We start from the raw sequence: 14,759 nt of genomic DNA, 5'->3' as shown, positions 1-14,759 counted from the left end.
CTTCTTCAGCCGACAGCCTGGCCCGAGTTTCAGGGAAGCAATGTCTATAGCAAGGATCGTTAGCATAATAGATTGCTTCGTCGTTCCTCCTCACAGTGACGCTTCTTTTAAGGTCTGTCAATGTTAGCTGGCCTTAACTTCATTTGAAGGCTTTTCAATAATTCTTTAAGTTCAGTACAGGCTGGTCTCAGCATAAAAAGATTGTCAGGAAACCTAATTTTTAAAAGTTAATCTACAAAATTGTTGTAGGCAGAACGCATATTGTCTTGGTGGCGTGCTAATTCTTCAATATTATAATCGGTTAACTGACCAGATGCAGCAGCATCGCGCATCATTTTTCTTGCAGCAATTAAATAGTCATTTAACCTCTCATTAAAATTTCTAAAATAACCGTCCTTACCAGGATATTTTGTTGCATCGGGTGCAGCCATAGCTGCATGTTTATGATGCTGATCCTCAAGGGCCTGATAAGCAGCTTTAGCCTTAGTCGCTATAGCTTTATAATTTTTATTACCCGCCATTAATTTGGTAAATGCAGCGGTCGCACTACGGTCATCCTTTAGCGCATATATATATTCTTTTAAAGGATGAGTTTTTAAAATTACCCGTTCTGCATCGTCTCCGATCAGGTTTAATTTAGCTAAAACCAACTCATCATGCGTGTAGTATTTTTTGCCCATGCCGTAAATAGAATCCACCAAGGTTTTTCCTTTACTTCCCTGATCATCTTTCCAGTCTTCTGCCTTGATATATTCATCTAAAGATTTATACGTTTCTTTGATTTTATCCAATAAACCAGTCATTGCGGTTACATTTTCTTTAAAAAATTTCTGATCGTCCTTATTTAAAGCACGAGGTGGGGTATCAGGCTTTAACCCGCTTCTACCAATTGTAGGTATCGAAAATGGCTGGATCAAACCAATAAAGGCAAAGTGATCATTTGGATTTTTCAGTCCTTTTTCAATTTTAATGAGGTTGCCCTCCATACGTTTGATGTAATCGTTGTTTTTATCCGTAAAGCCAACCATCACATTATTATATTCAATAATAGCGTTTACATCTTTTTCATCTGCTTCGGCATAAGCAGTTTTAGCATTATCATCTTTTTTCTTATCGTTTTTACAGGCCGTAAAAGATAGTGTAAGCGCAAGGGCAGTTAATTTTAAGATCGTTTTCATCGTATAAATTGTTTTCATAAATCTGATCTCCGATCAGAGCAATTTTTAAACCAAAAAGTTGTAACAGGTTAAGAGTTTTATGCCATTGACATCTTTTTAGATGTTTACCAATTACTCAAACTAATTGGAATTAAGGTTACCAAAAATTGTAAACCCTGATTCGATTAATAAAACGCCTTTACAGAAGTTTTTTCAGTAATGTATTCACTTAAGTTCGTCACCCTGAATTTATTTCAGGGTCTAGTCAAGCAAGAAAGATGCTGAAACAAGTTCAGCATGACGAAAGGATAGGAAAAAGATACTAAATTGACAACTTCATTTTCGGGTTAATCTTACTTTAAGTTTTATAAGTAAAACAGACACCATTTATTTAAAGCTATCCGCTTATATTGGTATTTCTCTGATCATTTTTATAGCTATATCTAACGGCTCATAAACCTTTCTACCTAATGCCTGTTTCTTATATATGAAATGGCGAATTGGTTGTTCTGGTTTCTATTACCGCGAATGGAAAGAGATTTTCTACCCGAGAGGTTTGGCGCAAAAAGAATGGTTTAAATACTATTGCGAGCACTTTAATACCATAGAAATCAATTCTACCTTTTATAAAATGCCCACTCTAAAATCATTACATAAATGGTACGATGAAAGTGCGGATGATTTTTTATTTACGATCAAGGCTCCACGGTTAATTACGCATAATCAACAACTCCGTGAATGTAAGCAACTGATAAATGATTTTTACGAAGCTATTCAAAGTGGATTGAGGGAAAAATTAGGTTGTGTACTTTTTCAGTTTCCACCAAAGTTTGATTACAGTAAAGAACGGTTAAATCTATTGATCGAAAATTTAAACTCAGATTTTAAAAATGTGGTAGAATTTCGCCACATCAGCTGGTTTAATGAAGAGATTTATAAAAAGTTAGCTAAAAACAACATTACGTTTAGTGGACAAAGTTATCCTTCTGCTCTACCTGATGATGCAATTCGGAATACAGAAACTATTTATTACCGTTTTCATGGAAAACCTGTTTTGTACAAATCTGAATACGATATTAAAGTGATAAATGATTTTAAAAACCAGATTGGAGATAAGGAGAAAGAGGTTTTTGTGTACTTTAATAATACATGGGGCGTTGGCGCATTACACAATGCAAAACAATTGCAGGAATTGGTGAAATAGGTTTATTTGTGAAGTTAAATGTTACCATCTGACTCCTTCGATCATATTAATAATTTGGGTGAATATTGTTATTTTGTTTTACACCAAGGTATTTTTTTGAAACCTGACAATAGTCCAAATTTTTATACGCTTCGCTATTTTGCCAAAGCCCACAGACTAAAAAAAATAAACCTGATAGCAATGATATTTCGTTGCACTAAATTAATTTAGCTCTAACATTAACGAAATTTAATGGATAGCAGGACTGCAGCTCCCGAAGAAATACTGTTTCTGCTTTCCAAAAAAAAATAAAATAAAAAATATGCGTGTTGCCGTTATTGATCTTGGAACCAATACCTTCCACTTACTTATTGCTGAAATAGCTGGAAACCAGCCAGAAATTTTATATAAAACCAATGTGCCCGTTAAATTGGGAGAAGGGAGAATTAACGACAACATCATCATTCCGGCAGCCTTTGAAAGAGGAATTGTTTGTCTTAAAGATTTTAGCCAAACCATCCTTGATTACCAGGTTGATGTGGTTAGGGCTGCAGCAACTTCAGCGGTGAGGAGTGCAGCAAACGGAAAAGATTTCGTAGATGCAGCCAATAAAAGAACTGGAATAAGCATCGAAGCCATCAGCGGTGAGAAAGAAGCCCAATTGATTTATCAGGGCGTAAAACTCAGCGGTGCTATACAGGAACTATCATTAATTATGGATATTGGTGGTGGTAGCGTGGAGTTTATGTTATGCGACACCGAAAAATTGATCTGGAAGAAGAGTTATAACATCGGCGCAGCACGGTTAATGCAACAATTCTTTAAATCAGACCCGCTTTCTGATGCAGACAAACACGACATTCTTTTCCACATCCAGGAACAAATGTCAGATCTTTTCGAAATTTGTGAAAAATACAGGCCTCAAATCTTAATTGGCTCGGCCGGTGCATTCGAAACATTTGCCGAATTGGTTACCAGAAAGCATCACCAAAGTATAGCGCTTGAACAGCTTAAAACTTATGAGTTTAACTATGATGATTACAATGACATTGCACTAAAACTGATCAACTCTACCCATCAGCAGCGCGTGGAAATGCCAGGCATTATTCCGTTACGGGTTGATATGATTGTAATGGCCGCTTTAATTACAAACTATATATTAGGCAGAGTGAAAATAAACCGGTTAATGCTCTCAACCTATGATTTAAAAATGGGTGTTCTGGCCAGCATGATTTAAACAGCGTTAAACGTATTAATTTAAGGGTTATTTCTTTTTTGATGTTATGATCATTCTACCCATAATCATCGGTTCTGCCTTTTTAATTTGAAGGTTAGTTTGTTTCTCTTTAGAAAAATCGAGTCTTAAAAATGCCGGATAAAGGATACTTTCAACCACCAGTTGGTTTTTAGTGGTATCGAACTTATCATGTAAAATAATTTCGTAGCGACCGTTCTTGTCCGTTAAGGTAGCATATTTAGTATCTAGAATAGATAACTTAATCCCTACAACCGGCTTTTTATCTGCTCCAATAACATATCCAAATATTCTTTTAGGTACAATTGGTTTTTTATGGTCTCTTTTTTCATTAACGCTTTTAACTATTTCAAATGGTTCCTTCAAATTTTCAGCCTTGGCATCCGTCATAAAAATACTCATGCCGATAGCCAGTACACCAAGGTACTTCATCCGGTTTTTATTATTTGCAGGAACAATAGCTAAATGATAGTTGAGCTGGTTTAACTGGCTTTGGCTCATGCGGCCGCATAGAGCAGAACCAGCATTTGCCAACACGCCAATGATTTCGGCATTGGTATAGCCAGAAAAATCGATCACATTTTTGCTACAAACTTTACAGAAATTAAAGCCTTCACTTTGAGCCATTTCATCCCAGTTTTGTGTACAGGGGCCGGCAATGCTAACTTCGTTAATTTTGTTTTTCATCATGCTAATTTTCATAGATGATGAAACTTTCAGGATGATTCCACAAAGGGTTTTTAAATAAACTTTAAAAGTTCATTGTATAACTTTTCTGTTGGCAAGCCCATTACGTTTGTATATGAGCCCTCTATGCGTTCTACCACAACAATACCCCACCAATCTTGCACACCATAGCTACCTGCCTTGTCGAAGGGCTTGTAATGATCGATATAAAAGTCAATTTCTTCTGCTGTTACGGCCTTGCAATAAACTATAGTGCGATCATAAAATGAATGAATCCGGCCTTCCTTAGCAAGCGTTACACCTGTAAAAACCTCGTGTTTACTGCCTGATAGCTTTTTCAACATTTCCTGCGCATGTCTCCTATCTTCTGGTTTACCTAAAATTTCTCCATTTAAGGCAACAATGGTATCAGCTGTAATCACTATTTCATCATCAGCGGTAAAGGCCATGGCCTTTTTTTCAGAAATATAAACGGCTATTTCTGCCGGACTTAAACCGGATGGATAGCTTTCATCAACGTCCTTCAGTTCGACTTTAAAAACCAAGCCCATAAGGCTTAAAAGTTCTTGCCGGCGGGGAGATTTAGAGGCTAAAATAATGGGGGGAAAATTGGCTGGCATATTTATTTTTTTGCTAAAATAAGAAAAGCGACCTAAAGCCGCTTTCTTATTTTATATTTTATGAAGATTAGTTATTTCCACCACCTTGTCTACGCTTTTCCATCTCTGCACGTTGCTCTTTTTGCCAGGCTTCGTAAGTTTTTTTCTGATCATCAGTTAGTACTGCATTTACTTTTGCATCATTATCAGCACGCATTTTTTGCATTTTCTCTCTCATGGCATCTCTGTCGCCACCACCTTGCATTTCTTCACGCATTTTTTTCATGGTTTCGGCCTGCTCCGTAAAAACGGTGGTCAGCTTTGTTTTCTGATCATCAGATAACTTTAATTTTTCGTCTAACAGTTTTACTCTCTCTTCAGGTTTCATCATCATTCTACCTGGTCCACCGCCTTGTTGCGCATTAGCGAAACCAGCTATACCTAGCATTAATCCGCAAATCATCATTAACTTTTTCATGTTTTTCTTTTGTTGTTTTTGGTTCAAATTGAGTTTATTGGAGTGCAAAAGAAAATGAAAGTTTAACAGCTCCATGTAACTTAGCTGTTGCAGAATAAAATATATCAATCTTTTAACAATAACACCGGAACATGCGATTTAATGGTTAACCTTTGAGATACACTTTCGTGCAATAAACTTTCGAAAAAACTATATTTTTTTGGAAGCGCAATAATTAACTGAGCCTCTTCACTTTTAGCAAATTTGACGATTCCTTTTATGGTATCGGGATGATCAGCATAATGGTACGCAGGTGCAAAATCTTTTAGCATTTCCTGCAGAAAATGTTCTTCTTTCGAATCGATGGCACGACCGGAATTGATGTTGAGTACCAAAAGCTCGAGGGCATGTTTACTCAGGATGTTTTTTAAGGCTTGCATCGGAATTACTTCACGAACCTTTTTAAAATCGCAGGCTAAAACGGCCTTTCTGATGGATTGGTAAACCGCCTTAGGTGGCACAACCAAAACCGGTACAGGGCTTGATTTAGAAATTTTAATGGCATTTGAACCGATATCGCTTTCATCCTTGGCTTTTTTACCATTGCTGCCAATAATAATCAAATCGATTTCTTCCTTATTAATCCGATTGATAATGGATCTCAGTATGGTTTCCCTTGTTAATGATACCTCAATTTCGGCATCCGGGTTAATCTCCAGCATTTTCGCCTTTAATTTCTCCAAAGCTTCCAGTCTGCTCTTAATTTCATCCTCAATTTGTGAGTTGGTGGTGATCACCATATCTGGTGTTGGGAGAATACTCTCATATTCAGAAACGTAGTAAGCGTTAAGCAGGATAATTTTAGCATTCTCCATAGTGAAGCTTAGTCTGGCCGCATATTTAGCGGCATGATCAGCTGTTTTAGAAAAATCGACAGGCACAAGATAGGTACTCATATGATCAAGATTATTATGTTTTTTTACATCAATAAACTAATCAATCGATTGATTAGTTTATTGATGTAAATTTCGTATATAATGTACTGTATTGCAAATTTTTATCCTGGAGATTTATAATGGAAACGTCATTCTACTTCTTAGTTTAGTTCTTTTGCAGAAGTGGAAGCGGAACAAAGAAAGCTATAATACATTAGAGGCAGATGCTTCTATTACGCTACCATTCGCAGAATCTAATAGAATGGCCGTCATTCTCGCGCATGCGGGAACTACAAAGTGCTCAGCGAAGCTAATCTTAAAGCTTACACGAAGATTCCCAATCAAGTTAGGAATGACGATTTCTTTAGGGATATTATCTAATAAAAGTTATAGATGAACTCATTATCAGTCAACTGATGACGAATGAACATTGGCTAATCACTATGGAGCTAAGAAATCAATCTATTTTCCCGAATCGGCAGCGTTTGGCTTGTCGTCGTGCCACCTGCCCTGTACTTTCATCACCTTCTCAATAATATCGCGCACAGCAGTTTTGCCACCGTAATATGGAGAAATGAACGTGGAAATCGCTTTTATTTCTTCTACAGCATCAGCCGGGCAGGTAGGAAGCCCTACGAGTTTCATTACTTTTAAATCAGGGATATCGTCGCCCATGTAAAGCACTTCTCCTGCAGTGATATTCTTATCCTGAAGATATTGCTTGAAAATAGCTACCTTATCTCCAGTTCCCAGGAAAACATCGGTTATACCCAGGTTAAAGAAACGCTTACCCATCGCAACACCATCTCCACCAGATATAATACAAATATTATAGCCTTTTTTTACGGCCAGTTGCATGGCATAACCGTCTTTAATGTTAAAAGTGCGCAACGATTGACCACTATCAGTAACCTGAACTGATCCATCAGTAAGTACACCATCTACATCAAAAATGAAAGTGGAAATTTCTTTTAATTTCTGGAGAAACATTGTCGCGTTTAGCGTTTAGGGTTAAGCGCTCGGTGCCGACTCAGGACTGAGGACTCCGAACTCAGGACTAATTACTGGTTATCTCTCCATTCGTAAACCCAGGCAGATTGAATTTGCTCCAAATGGCCTTCATTGCTTTCTTCGCGAGTTCCTTTAAAGTTAGGCAATGATAAAACCCATTCTAAAAGTTCGGTGAAGCGAATACGGTAGATTTTGGCTTCTGTAAAATCATCACCAAATTTCTCATATAAAGACATGGCAATATCTTCATAATCGTTCCAGTAAAAAGGTAAAGCAAATTTATCGTTATTCATGTTTTGTTCGTTTGTTGTTGTAAAGTTGAATGTTTGTTTTAATGTTGTAAAGTTTCAGACTCCAAACTAAGGACTCCAAACTCCAAACTAACTAGTGCCCCATAAAACCAGACTGATCTGGAATGGTTACTTCGATATCGCCGTTAATTACCACACACTGGCAACCTAAACGCGAAGTAATTTTTGGTCGAACAGCCCTATCAATAAAGTCTTCTTCTTTATCAGAAATTTCTTCGATATTATCCATTCCCCTGGTTACGTACACATGGCAGGTACTGCAACCACAAACACCTCCACAATTGTGCTGTAATTCGATTCCATTGTCGAGGCAAACATCTAAAACAGATTCTCCCGCGGCTATTGGTAATTCAATAGATTCGTGATCTGCTTCTTCAAAATTTATTTTCAGTTTAAAAATGCTCATAATTATTTTGCAAAAGTAATAAGCAAAAGCCGTAATTATGCTATTTCAGCGTTAATTTTATGCTATTGCTCAATGTTTGATAAATGTTCTGCAATTCGGGCATATCGGTTAACATGCTCAAATGCTTATTTAATGTACTTTCGTCAGCTCTGATTGCCGGCCCGGTTTGCACATTTTCGGGCAGGTTGCCCATTACCTTTTCTGCTGTCTCTGCAATTAAAGGCCTGATGATTTGGAAATCCAAGCCATTCTGATTTAAAATTTTATTGGCTAAAGCGTACAGGTGATTCGGGAAATTACAGGCAAATACGGCTGCAAGGTGTAATACTTTTCGCTTCCCGCCATTTAACTCATGCACCTCCCTACTTATTTTAGCAGCGAGTTTTTTTAAAACCGTTAATTGATTTTCACCGTTTGCTTCGATACAGAGCGGAATATTCTCAAATGAAACCTCTTTATCTTTTGAAAAAGTTTGCAAAGGATAAAAAATGCCTGCATTCTTAATTTGTGATGATAAAATATCAATGTCGGCAGTGCCAGAGGTATGTACCACCAGGCCAGTTACATTTTTTAATGATTTTGCAACGCTTTCAATGGCATCATCCTTTACAGAGATGATATATAAATCAGCACTTTGTTCAAGGTCGTTAAGATCGTTTATACCATCGGCTTCAATCGCTTCAGCCAATAATTTTGCATGGTTTAAATTTGGGCTGTATACCTGTATCACCTCTTCACCTTTGGCTTTTAGTGCCTTTGCTAAATGTGTGGCAACATTCCCCGACCCCAATAAAACGATCTTCATAATTTTATGCAGTTTTGGCCTCTTTTCTCCTCCTGAAAATTGACAGTAAGAAACCCACAACCATTACAATGGTACCAGCCCAATATAAATTGATGAAAGGAAATTCTATCGCTTTAAAAACTACCCAGTCTTTAGCCTGCTGTGGTTTCTCAAAAATTTGAAGCTCTACTTTTTTCTCATCTGGTAAAACTCTTGAAAAGCGGAATTTCAGATCCAATTCATCAATCTTACGTGCAAAATCGAAAGTATTATTTCCTTTAATTAAGAAAATAGGCTCTGTATTATAAATTTTACCTGCAGCATTAACCTCTAACGGTAAGCCCACAGCATAATCTCCCTGAGCCAATGCTAAATCTTTTGCGGTAGGTTTTCGATCTAAATCTTTAACCGTAACAACTCCGCTGGAGGTATGAATAGTATCTCCTGCAGAAACCTTAACAATACGTGGTGCTTTGTAATTTTCATCATCAGAATGTCCTTCATGGTCATCATGAGCGGTTTGTTTAACTGCTGCACTGGTAATGTGCGTGTACACATCATATGTAAGGTAATGTTTAGTATCAGGAGAGGCAATTAAACCCATTTTTTCATTATCCTGCGTATGGGGGTGCAAATCAAAATCTTCTTTAACCTTACCATCTTTATCCACAATCTTAAAATTAAGCGTATAAAAAGTATTCGGGGCCTGAGTGGTATCGCTCACATAAGTTACCGTGTACTTACCCATTTGTTTAGGTTCGTTTTTATACAACATAATGTTTTCTCCGGGCTTCTCTGTTTTCTCAAAATCCTTTACCGGAATAAAATTATTTGCATTAATGGATAAAGGTTTGTTGGTAGCCGCAGAAATTAAAGCGCCTAAAATTAACAATGCAAAACCAATATGTGCCACCGCAGCTCCAGCTAGCTTAGCCTTACCACCAAAAGCCTGATATAAAATACTTGCATTAGATAAAATAGCAAACATGCAACTGAAAGTAATCAGTATGTACATGGTATTGGTATAAATATTCGTTATGTAGACCAAACCTCCTGATAAAACAACTGCAAATAAAATGGCTGAAACCAGGCTACTGTAAAACTTACGGGGATCAGTTCTTTTGTATTTCAGATACTGAGAAAATCCGGAGATTAAAATAATTATGATTACAAACGGTGCCTGCCATTGGTTATAATATTTTATTGCGTCAGGAGGAGGGGCAAAACTTGTACCAAATGCTTTATTGAATACCGGTACAGATGTAGAAAAAATAACTTGAATACAGGCCATTGTAACGATCAAAGCACCCACAAACATCCAGAATTCACGGGAGTATGTTTCTTCATCTTTAGTCGTGATCGGCAATTCTTTCCATCTCACAACAATCAGCACAATAGCCAACACCGCGAATACCACATTGTATAAAATCAAGTGTCCAAACATGCCCATGTCAGTAAATGAGTGTACAGATGTATCACCTAAAATCCCGCTTCGGGTTAAAAACGAGGCATACAATACCAACAAGAAACTTAAGAAGACCAAAGCAATTGCGGTGAAATAAGCATGTCCTGTATTTTTATAGGCAATCATCACGTGCAATGCTCCGATTAAGGTTAACCACGGAATTAGGGAAGCATTTTCAACAGGATCCCAAGCCCAGAAACCACCAAAGTTTAATGCTTCGTAAGCCCAGAAAGACCCCATAATAATACCTGTTCCCAAAACCATTACGGCAAAAAGCGTCCATGGCATAGCGGGCTTAATCCACTCTTTATATCTTTTTTGCCACAAAGCTGCAATTCCATAAGCAAAAGGAACCACCATACTGGCAAAACCTAAAAACAAGGTTGGCGGGTGGATCACCATCCAATAGTTCTGCAGCAATGGATTTAAGCCTTTTCCATCGGTGATGAACTTCAGGTAGTTTTTGTAATTTTCAGGATTTGCAAAAACGACCGGAGCCTGTGCTTTTAAATCCAATGCATCTCTCAATAGAATAAAGGGAGAGCTTCCAATCCGCTCGCCAAAAATCTCTACACCTAAAAGCATGGAGGTTAAAAACACCTGAGAGAAAGCAACAACCGTCATAACAGGGCTTTCCCATGATTTTGCTTTCCAGATTAATAATGTACCTAGAAAGGATTGCCAGAAAGCCCAGAGCCAAAAACTCCCTTCTTGCCCTTCCCAAAAGGCAGATATGATATAATATACCGGAAGTTGCTTTGAAGAATGGGATTGAACGTAATAATATTCGAAATAATGGCCCAATACCAGGTAGAACAAAATGGCGCCAATACCGATAATACCGGCAAAATTAACCAGGTATCCAATCCGGCCTAAGTTACGCCAGGATTTGTCTTCTAAATTTTTATCGCGACTGGCAAAAAAATACGATATAGTTGATAATAATGATGCACTAAAAGCCAGTACAATAAAAAACTGTCCGATTTTACCTGGTAACAGGTGTTCGCCTACAAATTGAATATCCATTAAACTTAGTTATATTTTTTCTCGCCGTACTTACCTACGGTGTCTACTTTGCCATCTTTATTAATCTCTACCAGATTATCATTATACTTAGAAGGGCATTTCATTAAAATTTTCGATGCGTAGAATTTGTCCTTATCCATTTTACCAATAAGCACTAATTTTTCTGATTTTTCGAAATCCTGTGGTTTGGTACCCGCGTAAATTACCTCTCTCACTTCTCCCTTTTCATCTTTCATGTGGAATGAAAAATGGTTCGCATCTTTTACCGCATCATAATAAGTACCCATCGATTTTACCCAATAGCCCATCACATGTTCTTCCTTTTCGGAAAGCGTCGCCTGTTTAAAATTAGAATAGGTATCGGTATTTGCATTTAAGCTAAATAAAATTCCTACAGAAATTGCGATGGTAATTAATCCAATGATTGCACTTTTCTTCATGGTTATACTTGTTGTAAAAGCTGGCAACAAAGATAGAAAAATAGGCTTAGCAAGCATTCTTTTACATTTTTCTTGTCTTTATATTGACAATCATCTGATTTTTGGAAGGAAATATTTTTTACGTAAGCCCATATTTATAATCAATCTAAATGAATATGCTAAATCGTTGAAAAGTTTGTCGTGAAATTATTAAGTTTGGCCTTTCAGATAATCATTCCCATTTACATTCTACCGTAAAACATAAACCGGATTAATATGAACTTGAAACAGTTTTACAAGCTTTTGTTATTTATCATTTTAATACCTTTTTTAAGCTCCTGCTTTGAGGTAATTGAAGAAATTTCGATGAAAAACGATGGTAACGGTGATGTTATTCTGACCATCAACCTCAGTCAGAGTAAAACCAAGGTGGCTTCGATCATGCTGCTGGATAGTGTACAGGGCTATAAAGTACCGGGTAAACAGAAAATCCAGCAAGAATTAAATGAAGCAGTTGCTTATTTAAGAAAATCAGAAGGTATTTCCAATGTAAAAAGTACAAGTGACTTTAATAACTACATCGCAACCATTAGCTTTTCTTTTAAAGATGTTTCCAATATCAATAACATTACTAAAAATATTCTTGCCCGGCAAAAAATTAAGGCGGCCAATACCTCGTCTTATACCTATAATAAGGCCACAAAAACCTTTAGCCGGAAATATCAGTCCATTGGTACTGCTAAAACAGAATTCAATAAATTAAAAGCTAAAGACAAGGCCGTTTTTAATGGTGCAACCTACACCAGCATCTATCGTTTCGAATCTGTTGTAACAAGTACTAGCAATCCGGCATCAAATGTATCAAAATCTAAAAAAGCAGTGATGTTAAAAAGCAACATTACGGATTTAATTAACGGTAAAATTAACGTATCTAACACTATCCAACTTTCTAAATAAAATCGCCCTTGTCTTTTATCTCATGAACAAGACAAAGGGCTTATCTCTAAAAAATCTGTCTAAATGAAAAAAATTCTATTTTCCTTCTCCCTTCTGCTATTATTTAATTTGGCCAAAGCGCAGGATCTGGTTAAAAAAATACCTGCAGATGCTTTTACGGTTGCGACCATTAAAGGCGATAACGTTTTCAAACTCATGTTTGTTAAAGATTTTAACGAATCTTTTCTGGGCAAGAAATTACTGACCGAAACTTCAAAATCACTTGATAAGAATTTTACCAGTATAGAAGATTTTGGAATTAACGTGGAAAAAACCATGTATTACTTTAACCAGTTAAGTGATAGTATTATCTACAACTGTTTTCTGATTCCAATAAAAGATGCTAAAAAATTTGAAAGCCTGATTGAAAATAAAGAGAAAAAATTTACGCAACAGGGCAACATCCGGACGATGGTTATGCCTGATAGCACGAGCATAATTAAATGGGACAATAACATGCTCTATTTTGTAACAGGGAGCATTAGCAGTTCTTTTTTTGCCGATTCTGCCAAATCTGCCCGTTATGGAATTAAAGATATCAGGTTTATGCATGACGATGCCATGGTTACGGATAGTGTGGCTGTTGATTCTACCTATGCAACAACAGACGAGCCTATGGTGGAGACGGTTGATGCAACACCAATAGTAGAAAAAGTAAAAGCTGAGAAAAAACCTGTAGTTAAAAAAAATGCCCGAAAACCTGTTAGAACAAAAAAAACAGGCAAAAAGAAAACTACCAAAAAAGCTAAAAAGATCGCCGAAAACGATACAGATTTTGATCAGCCTGTAGCATTAGCAACCGACACGGTAAGCGATATGGCCACAGCTCCCGGTATGATTGATAAGCAATACGATACCTATCAGCAGGAACGGGCAGAACAGGATGCCAAGAAAAAAAGGCTGGCACTGGTTTGGATGACCGCTCAGGCTGACCAGATTTTTAATGGTACGGATAAGTCTATCGAAAGTAATAAATCGTACACTGCGAGTTTAGATAATAAAGCTATTGCAGAACTTTGGGTTTCAAGCCTTCAAGATGCATATAATGCGATTTCCCCAAACTTCGGAACTTACGGTAAAGCTGGATTGATGAAAGGTTATCGTAGTCTAAATGCCAAGCTTTTTATGGACAACAAAAGTTTTCGCATCTCAACGGGACTGGAATTATCACAGGAACAAGCAGATTCCTATAAAAAAATCCTGAACAGAAAGTTGAACAAAAAGTTCCTGAAATATGTGAACAGCGAAAAAGCACTTGGTTTTATGAGCTATTCTATTGATACCAAAGCTTACCTGGAAGAATTTCCTAAATTATTGAAACAAACATATGGCTCTTTTATGGGTGCTAAAATGGATGAAGAAATGGACCTGGCCGCTGATCTGATTTCTCTTTTGTTGGATGAAGAAGCTGTTAGCAAAGTAATTAAGGGCGATGCGTTGTTTGTAATTAATGGCTTAAATACAAAAGAAATTACTTATACTTCTTATGAGTATGATGACGATTATAAACAGAAAGAAGTAACAAAAACCAAAAATGAAACTTTACCTGATTTCCTTTTCATGTTTTCTTCTGAAGATACCAGATTGATCAATAAACTGATTAAATATGGGGTAAACAAAAACTTTGTCAGTGCAGAGGGCACCATTTATAAAATAATGGAAAAGAAAAGTCCGATTGATATTTATTTCCAGATTAAAGATGGTATTGTGTTTTTTGGCAATTCATTAACCGAAATGCAGGGCATTCAAAACAATCAATACAGTGGCAATAAATTAAGTAAAATGCATAAGCAGCTATTGAGCAGGAACAATTTCAGCTTTTTATTTAATGCCCAAAACCTGGTAGGTAAAGTACCCGCCTCAGAAATTGGTGGTGAGGAAACTGCTAAAAAATTCAACAGTACCTTAGAAAAAATGGGTAATATATATATGAAATCTAACCCAATTAAAGGTAATGTGGTATCGGCAGATATCAGCGCAGAAATTCCGAACGGACATGAAAATGCATTGAAATATTTGTTCTCGTTAATTGAAAACGCGGCAAAGTAGTTCAGTTTGCGGTTTACAA

15 protein-coding genes are annotated in these 14,759 nt (G+C 36.8%); 4 read left to right on the top strand and 11 right to left on the bottom strand.

Annotated elements, in window-relative coordinates; translation table 11 throughout:
• Positions 1-227 precede the first annotated feature (227 nt).
• Complete coding sequence (locus ABEG20_RS03105) at positions 228-1,178, bottom strand: hypothetical protein (RefSeq protein ID WP_406825934.1); 951 nt, start codon at positions 1,176-1,178, stop codon at positions 228-230.
• A 466-nt stretch (positions 1,179-1,644) separates the two neighbouring features.
• On the opposite strand from ABEG20_RS03105, the gene ABEG20_RS03100 reads away from it, so the two are divergent.
• Both ABEG20_RS03100 and ABEG20_RS03095 read left to right on the top strand, forming a co-directional pair.
• Entirely contained in the window at positions 1,645-2,361 is a 717-nt protein-coding gene (locus tag ABEG20_RS03100) for a DUF72 domain-containing protein (RefSeq protein WP_406825933.1), read from the top strand.
• A gap of 301 nt (positions 2,362-2,662) precedes the next feature.
• Positions 2,663-3,577 (top strand): exopolyphosphatase, encoded by a 915-nt coding sequence (locus ABEG20_RS03095; protein WP_406825932.1) that lies wholly within the window; start codon positions 2,663-2,665, stop codon positions 3,575-3,577.
• A gap of 27 nt (positions 3,578-3,604) precedes the next feature.
• Here the strand turns inward: ABEG20_RS03095 and ABEG20_RS03090 are convergent, their stop codons facing one another.
• The 10 genes from ABEG20_RS03090 to ABEG20_RS03045 form a co-directional block, all read right to left on the bottom strand.
• Positions 3,605-4,285 carry a hypothetical protein gene (locus ABEG20_RS03090; RefSeq protein WP_406825931.1) on the bottom strand — a complete coding sequence of 227 codons (681 nt, stop codon included), beginning with the start codon at positions 4,283-4,285 and terminating at the stop codon, positions 3,605-3,607.
• Between the two features lie 50 nt (positions 4,286-4,335).
• Entirely contained in the window at positions 4,336-4,902 is a 567-nt protein-coding gene (locus ABEG20_RS03085) for a Maf family protein (protein WP_406825930.1), read from the bottom strand.
• 67 nt (positions 4,903-4,969) lie between these two features.
• Positions 4,970-5,359, bottom strand: coding sequence for a hypothetical protein (locus ABEG20_RS03080; RefSeq protein ID WP_406825929.1), 390 nt, complete (start codon positions 5,357-5,359; stop codon positions 4,970-4,972).
• A gap of 104 nt (positions 5,360-5,463) precedes the next feature.
• Positions 5,464-6,294, bottom strand: coding sequence for a universal stress protein (locus ABEG20_RS03075; RefSeq protein WP_406825928.1), 831 nt, complete (start codon positions 6,292-6,294; stop codon positions 5,464-5,466).
• Positions 6,295-6,735: 441 nt separating this feature from the next.
• Complete coding sequence (locus tag ABEG20_RS03070; RefSeq protein WP_406825927.1) at positions 6,736-7,263, bottom strand: KdsC family phosphatase; 528 nt, start codon at positions 7,261-7,263, stop codon at positions 6,736-6,738.
• A gap of 71 nt (positions 7,264-7,334) precedes the next feature.
• Complete coding sequence (gene iscX, locus ABEG20_RS03065; RefSeq protein ID WP_293744473.1) at positions 7,335-7,577, bottom strand: Fe-S cluster assembly protein IscX; 243 nt, start codon at positions 7,575-7,577, stop codon at positions 7,335-7,337.
• Positions 7,578-7,668: 91 nt separating this feature from the next.
• Positions 7,669-8,001, bottom strand: a complete 333-nt coding sequence (locus ABEG20_RS03060; RefSeq protein ID WP_406825926.1) for a 2Fe-2S iron-sulfur cluster-binding protein — start codon at positions 7,999-8,001, stop codon at positions 7,669-7,671.
• Between the two features lie 40 nt (positions 8,002-8,041).
• Positions 8,042-8,806 (bottom strand): Rossmann-like and DUF2520 domain-containing protein, encoded by a 765-nt coding sequence (locus ABEG20_RS03055; protein WP_406825925.1) that lies wholly within the window; start codon positions 8,804-8,806, stop codon positions 8,042-8,044.
• A gap of 4 nt (positions 8,807-8,810) precedes the next feature.
• Positions 8,811-11,276 carry a heme lyase CcmF/NrfE family subunit gene (locus ABEG20_RS03050; RefSeq protein WP_406825924.1) on the bottom strand — a complete coding sequence of 822 codons (2,466 nt, stop codon included), beginning with the start codon at positions 11,274-11,276 and terminating at the stop codon, positions 8,811-8,813.
• Between the two features lie 5 nt (positions 11,277-11,281).
• On the bottom strand, positions 11,282-11,716 hold the full coding sequence (locus ABEG20_RS03045; protein WP_108200707.1) for a cytochrome c maturation protein CcmE: 435 nt from the start codon (positions 11,714-11,716) through the stop codon (positions 11,282-11,284).
• A gap of 255 nt (positions 11,717-11,971) precedes the next feature.
• Here ABEG20_RS03045 and ABEG20_RS03040 point away from each other — a divergent pair, with 255 nt between their 5' ends.
• Both ABEG20_RS03040 and ABEG20_RS03035 read left to right on the top strand, forming a co-directional pair.
• Positions 11,972-12,652, top strand: a complete 681-nt coding sequence (locus ABEG20_RS03040; protein ID WP_406825923.1) for a hypothetical protein — start codon at positions 11,972-11,974, stop codon at positions 12,650-12,652.
• A 63-nt stretch (positions 12,653-12,715) separates the two neighbouring features.
• Positions 12,716-14,740 carry a hypothetical protein gene (locus ABEG20_RS03035; RefSeq protein WP_406825922.1) on the top strand — a complete coding sequence of 675 codons (2,025 nt, stop codon included), beginning with the start codon at positions 12,716-12,718 and terminating at the stop codon, positions 14,738-14,740.
• The last annotated feature ends 19 nt before the right edge of the window (positions 14,741-14,759 follow it).

The sequence above is a fragment of the Pedobacter sp. KACC 23697 genome, from assembly GCF_045348445.1.
Classification (GTDB): Bacteria; Bacteroidota; Bacteroidia; order Sphingobacteriales; family Sphingobacteriaceae; genus Pedobacter.
This window is presented reverse-complemented; position numbering and strand designations above follow the sequence as displayed.

Bases quoted from the DNA above. Each gene is read 5' to 3' on its own strand.
- ABEG20_RS03105 (WP_406825934.1), bottom strand. From the start codon at position 1,178: ATGAAAACGATCTTAAAATTAACTGCCCTTGCGCTTACACTATCTTTT.
- ABEG20_RS03100 (WP_406825933.1), top strand. From the start codon at position 1,645: ATGAAATGGCGAATTGGTTGTTCTGGTTTCTATTACCGCGAATGGAAA.
- ABEG20_RS03095 (WP_406825932.1), top strand. From the start codon at position 2,663: ATGCGTGTTGCCGTTATTGATCTTGGAACCAATACCTTCCACTTACTT.
- ABEG20_RS03090 (WP_406825931.1), bottom strand. From the start codon at position 4,285: ATGATGAAAAACAAAATTAACGAAGTTAGCATTGCCGGCCCCTGTACA.
- ABEG20_RS03085 (WP_406825930.1), bottom strand. From the start codon at position 4,902: ATGCCAGCCAATTTTCCCCCCATTATTTTAGCCTCTAAATCTCCCCGC.
- ABEG20_RS03080 (WP_406825929.1), bottom strand. From the start codon at position 5,359: ATGAAAAAGTTAATGATGATTTGCGGATTAATGCTAGGTATAGCTGGT.
- ABEG20_RS03075 (WP_406825928.1), bottom strand. From the start codon at position 6,294: ATGAGTACCTATCTTGTGCCTGTCGATTTTTCTAAAACAGCTGATCAT.
- ABEG20_RS03070 (WP_406825927.1), bottom strand. From the start codon at position 7,263: ATGTTTCTCCAGAAATTAAAAGAAATTTCCACTTTCATTTTTGATGTA.
- iscX (WP_293744473.1), bottom strand. From the start codon at position 7,577: ATGAATAACGATAAATTTGCTTTACCTTTTTACTGGAACGATTATGAA.
- ABEG20_RS03060 (WP_406825926.1), bottom strand. From the start codon at position 8,001: ATGAGCATTTTTAAACTGAAAATAAATTTTGAAGAAGCAGATCACGAA.
- ABEG20_RS03055 (WP_406825925.1), bottom strand. From the start codon at position 8,806: ATGAAGATCGTTTTATTGGGGTCGGGGAATGTTGCCACACATTTAGCA.
- ABEG20_RS03050 (WP_406825924.1), bottom strand. From the start codon at position 11,276: ATGGATATTCAATTTGTAGGCGAACACCTGTTACCAGGTAAAATCGGA.
- ABEG20_RS03045 (WP_108200707.1), bottom strand. From the start codon at position 11,716: ATGAAGAAAAGTGCAATCATTGGATTAATTACCATCGCAATTTCTGTA.
- ABEG20_RS03040 (WP_406825923.1), top strand. From the start codon at position 11,972: ATGAACTTGAAACAGTTTTACAAGCTTTTGTTATTTATCATTTTAATA.
- ABEG20_RS03035 (WP_406825922.1), top strand. From the start codon at position 12,716: ATGAAAAAAATTCTATTTTCCTTCTCCCTTCTGCTATTATTTAATTTG.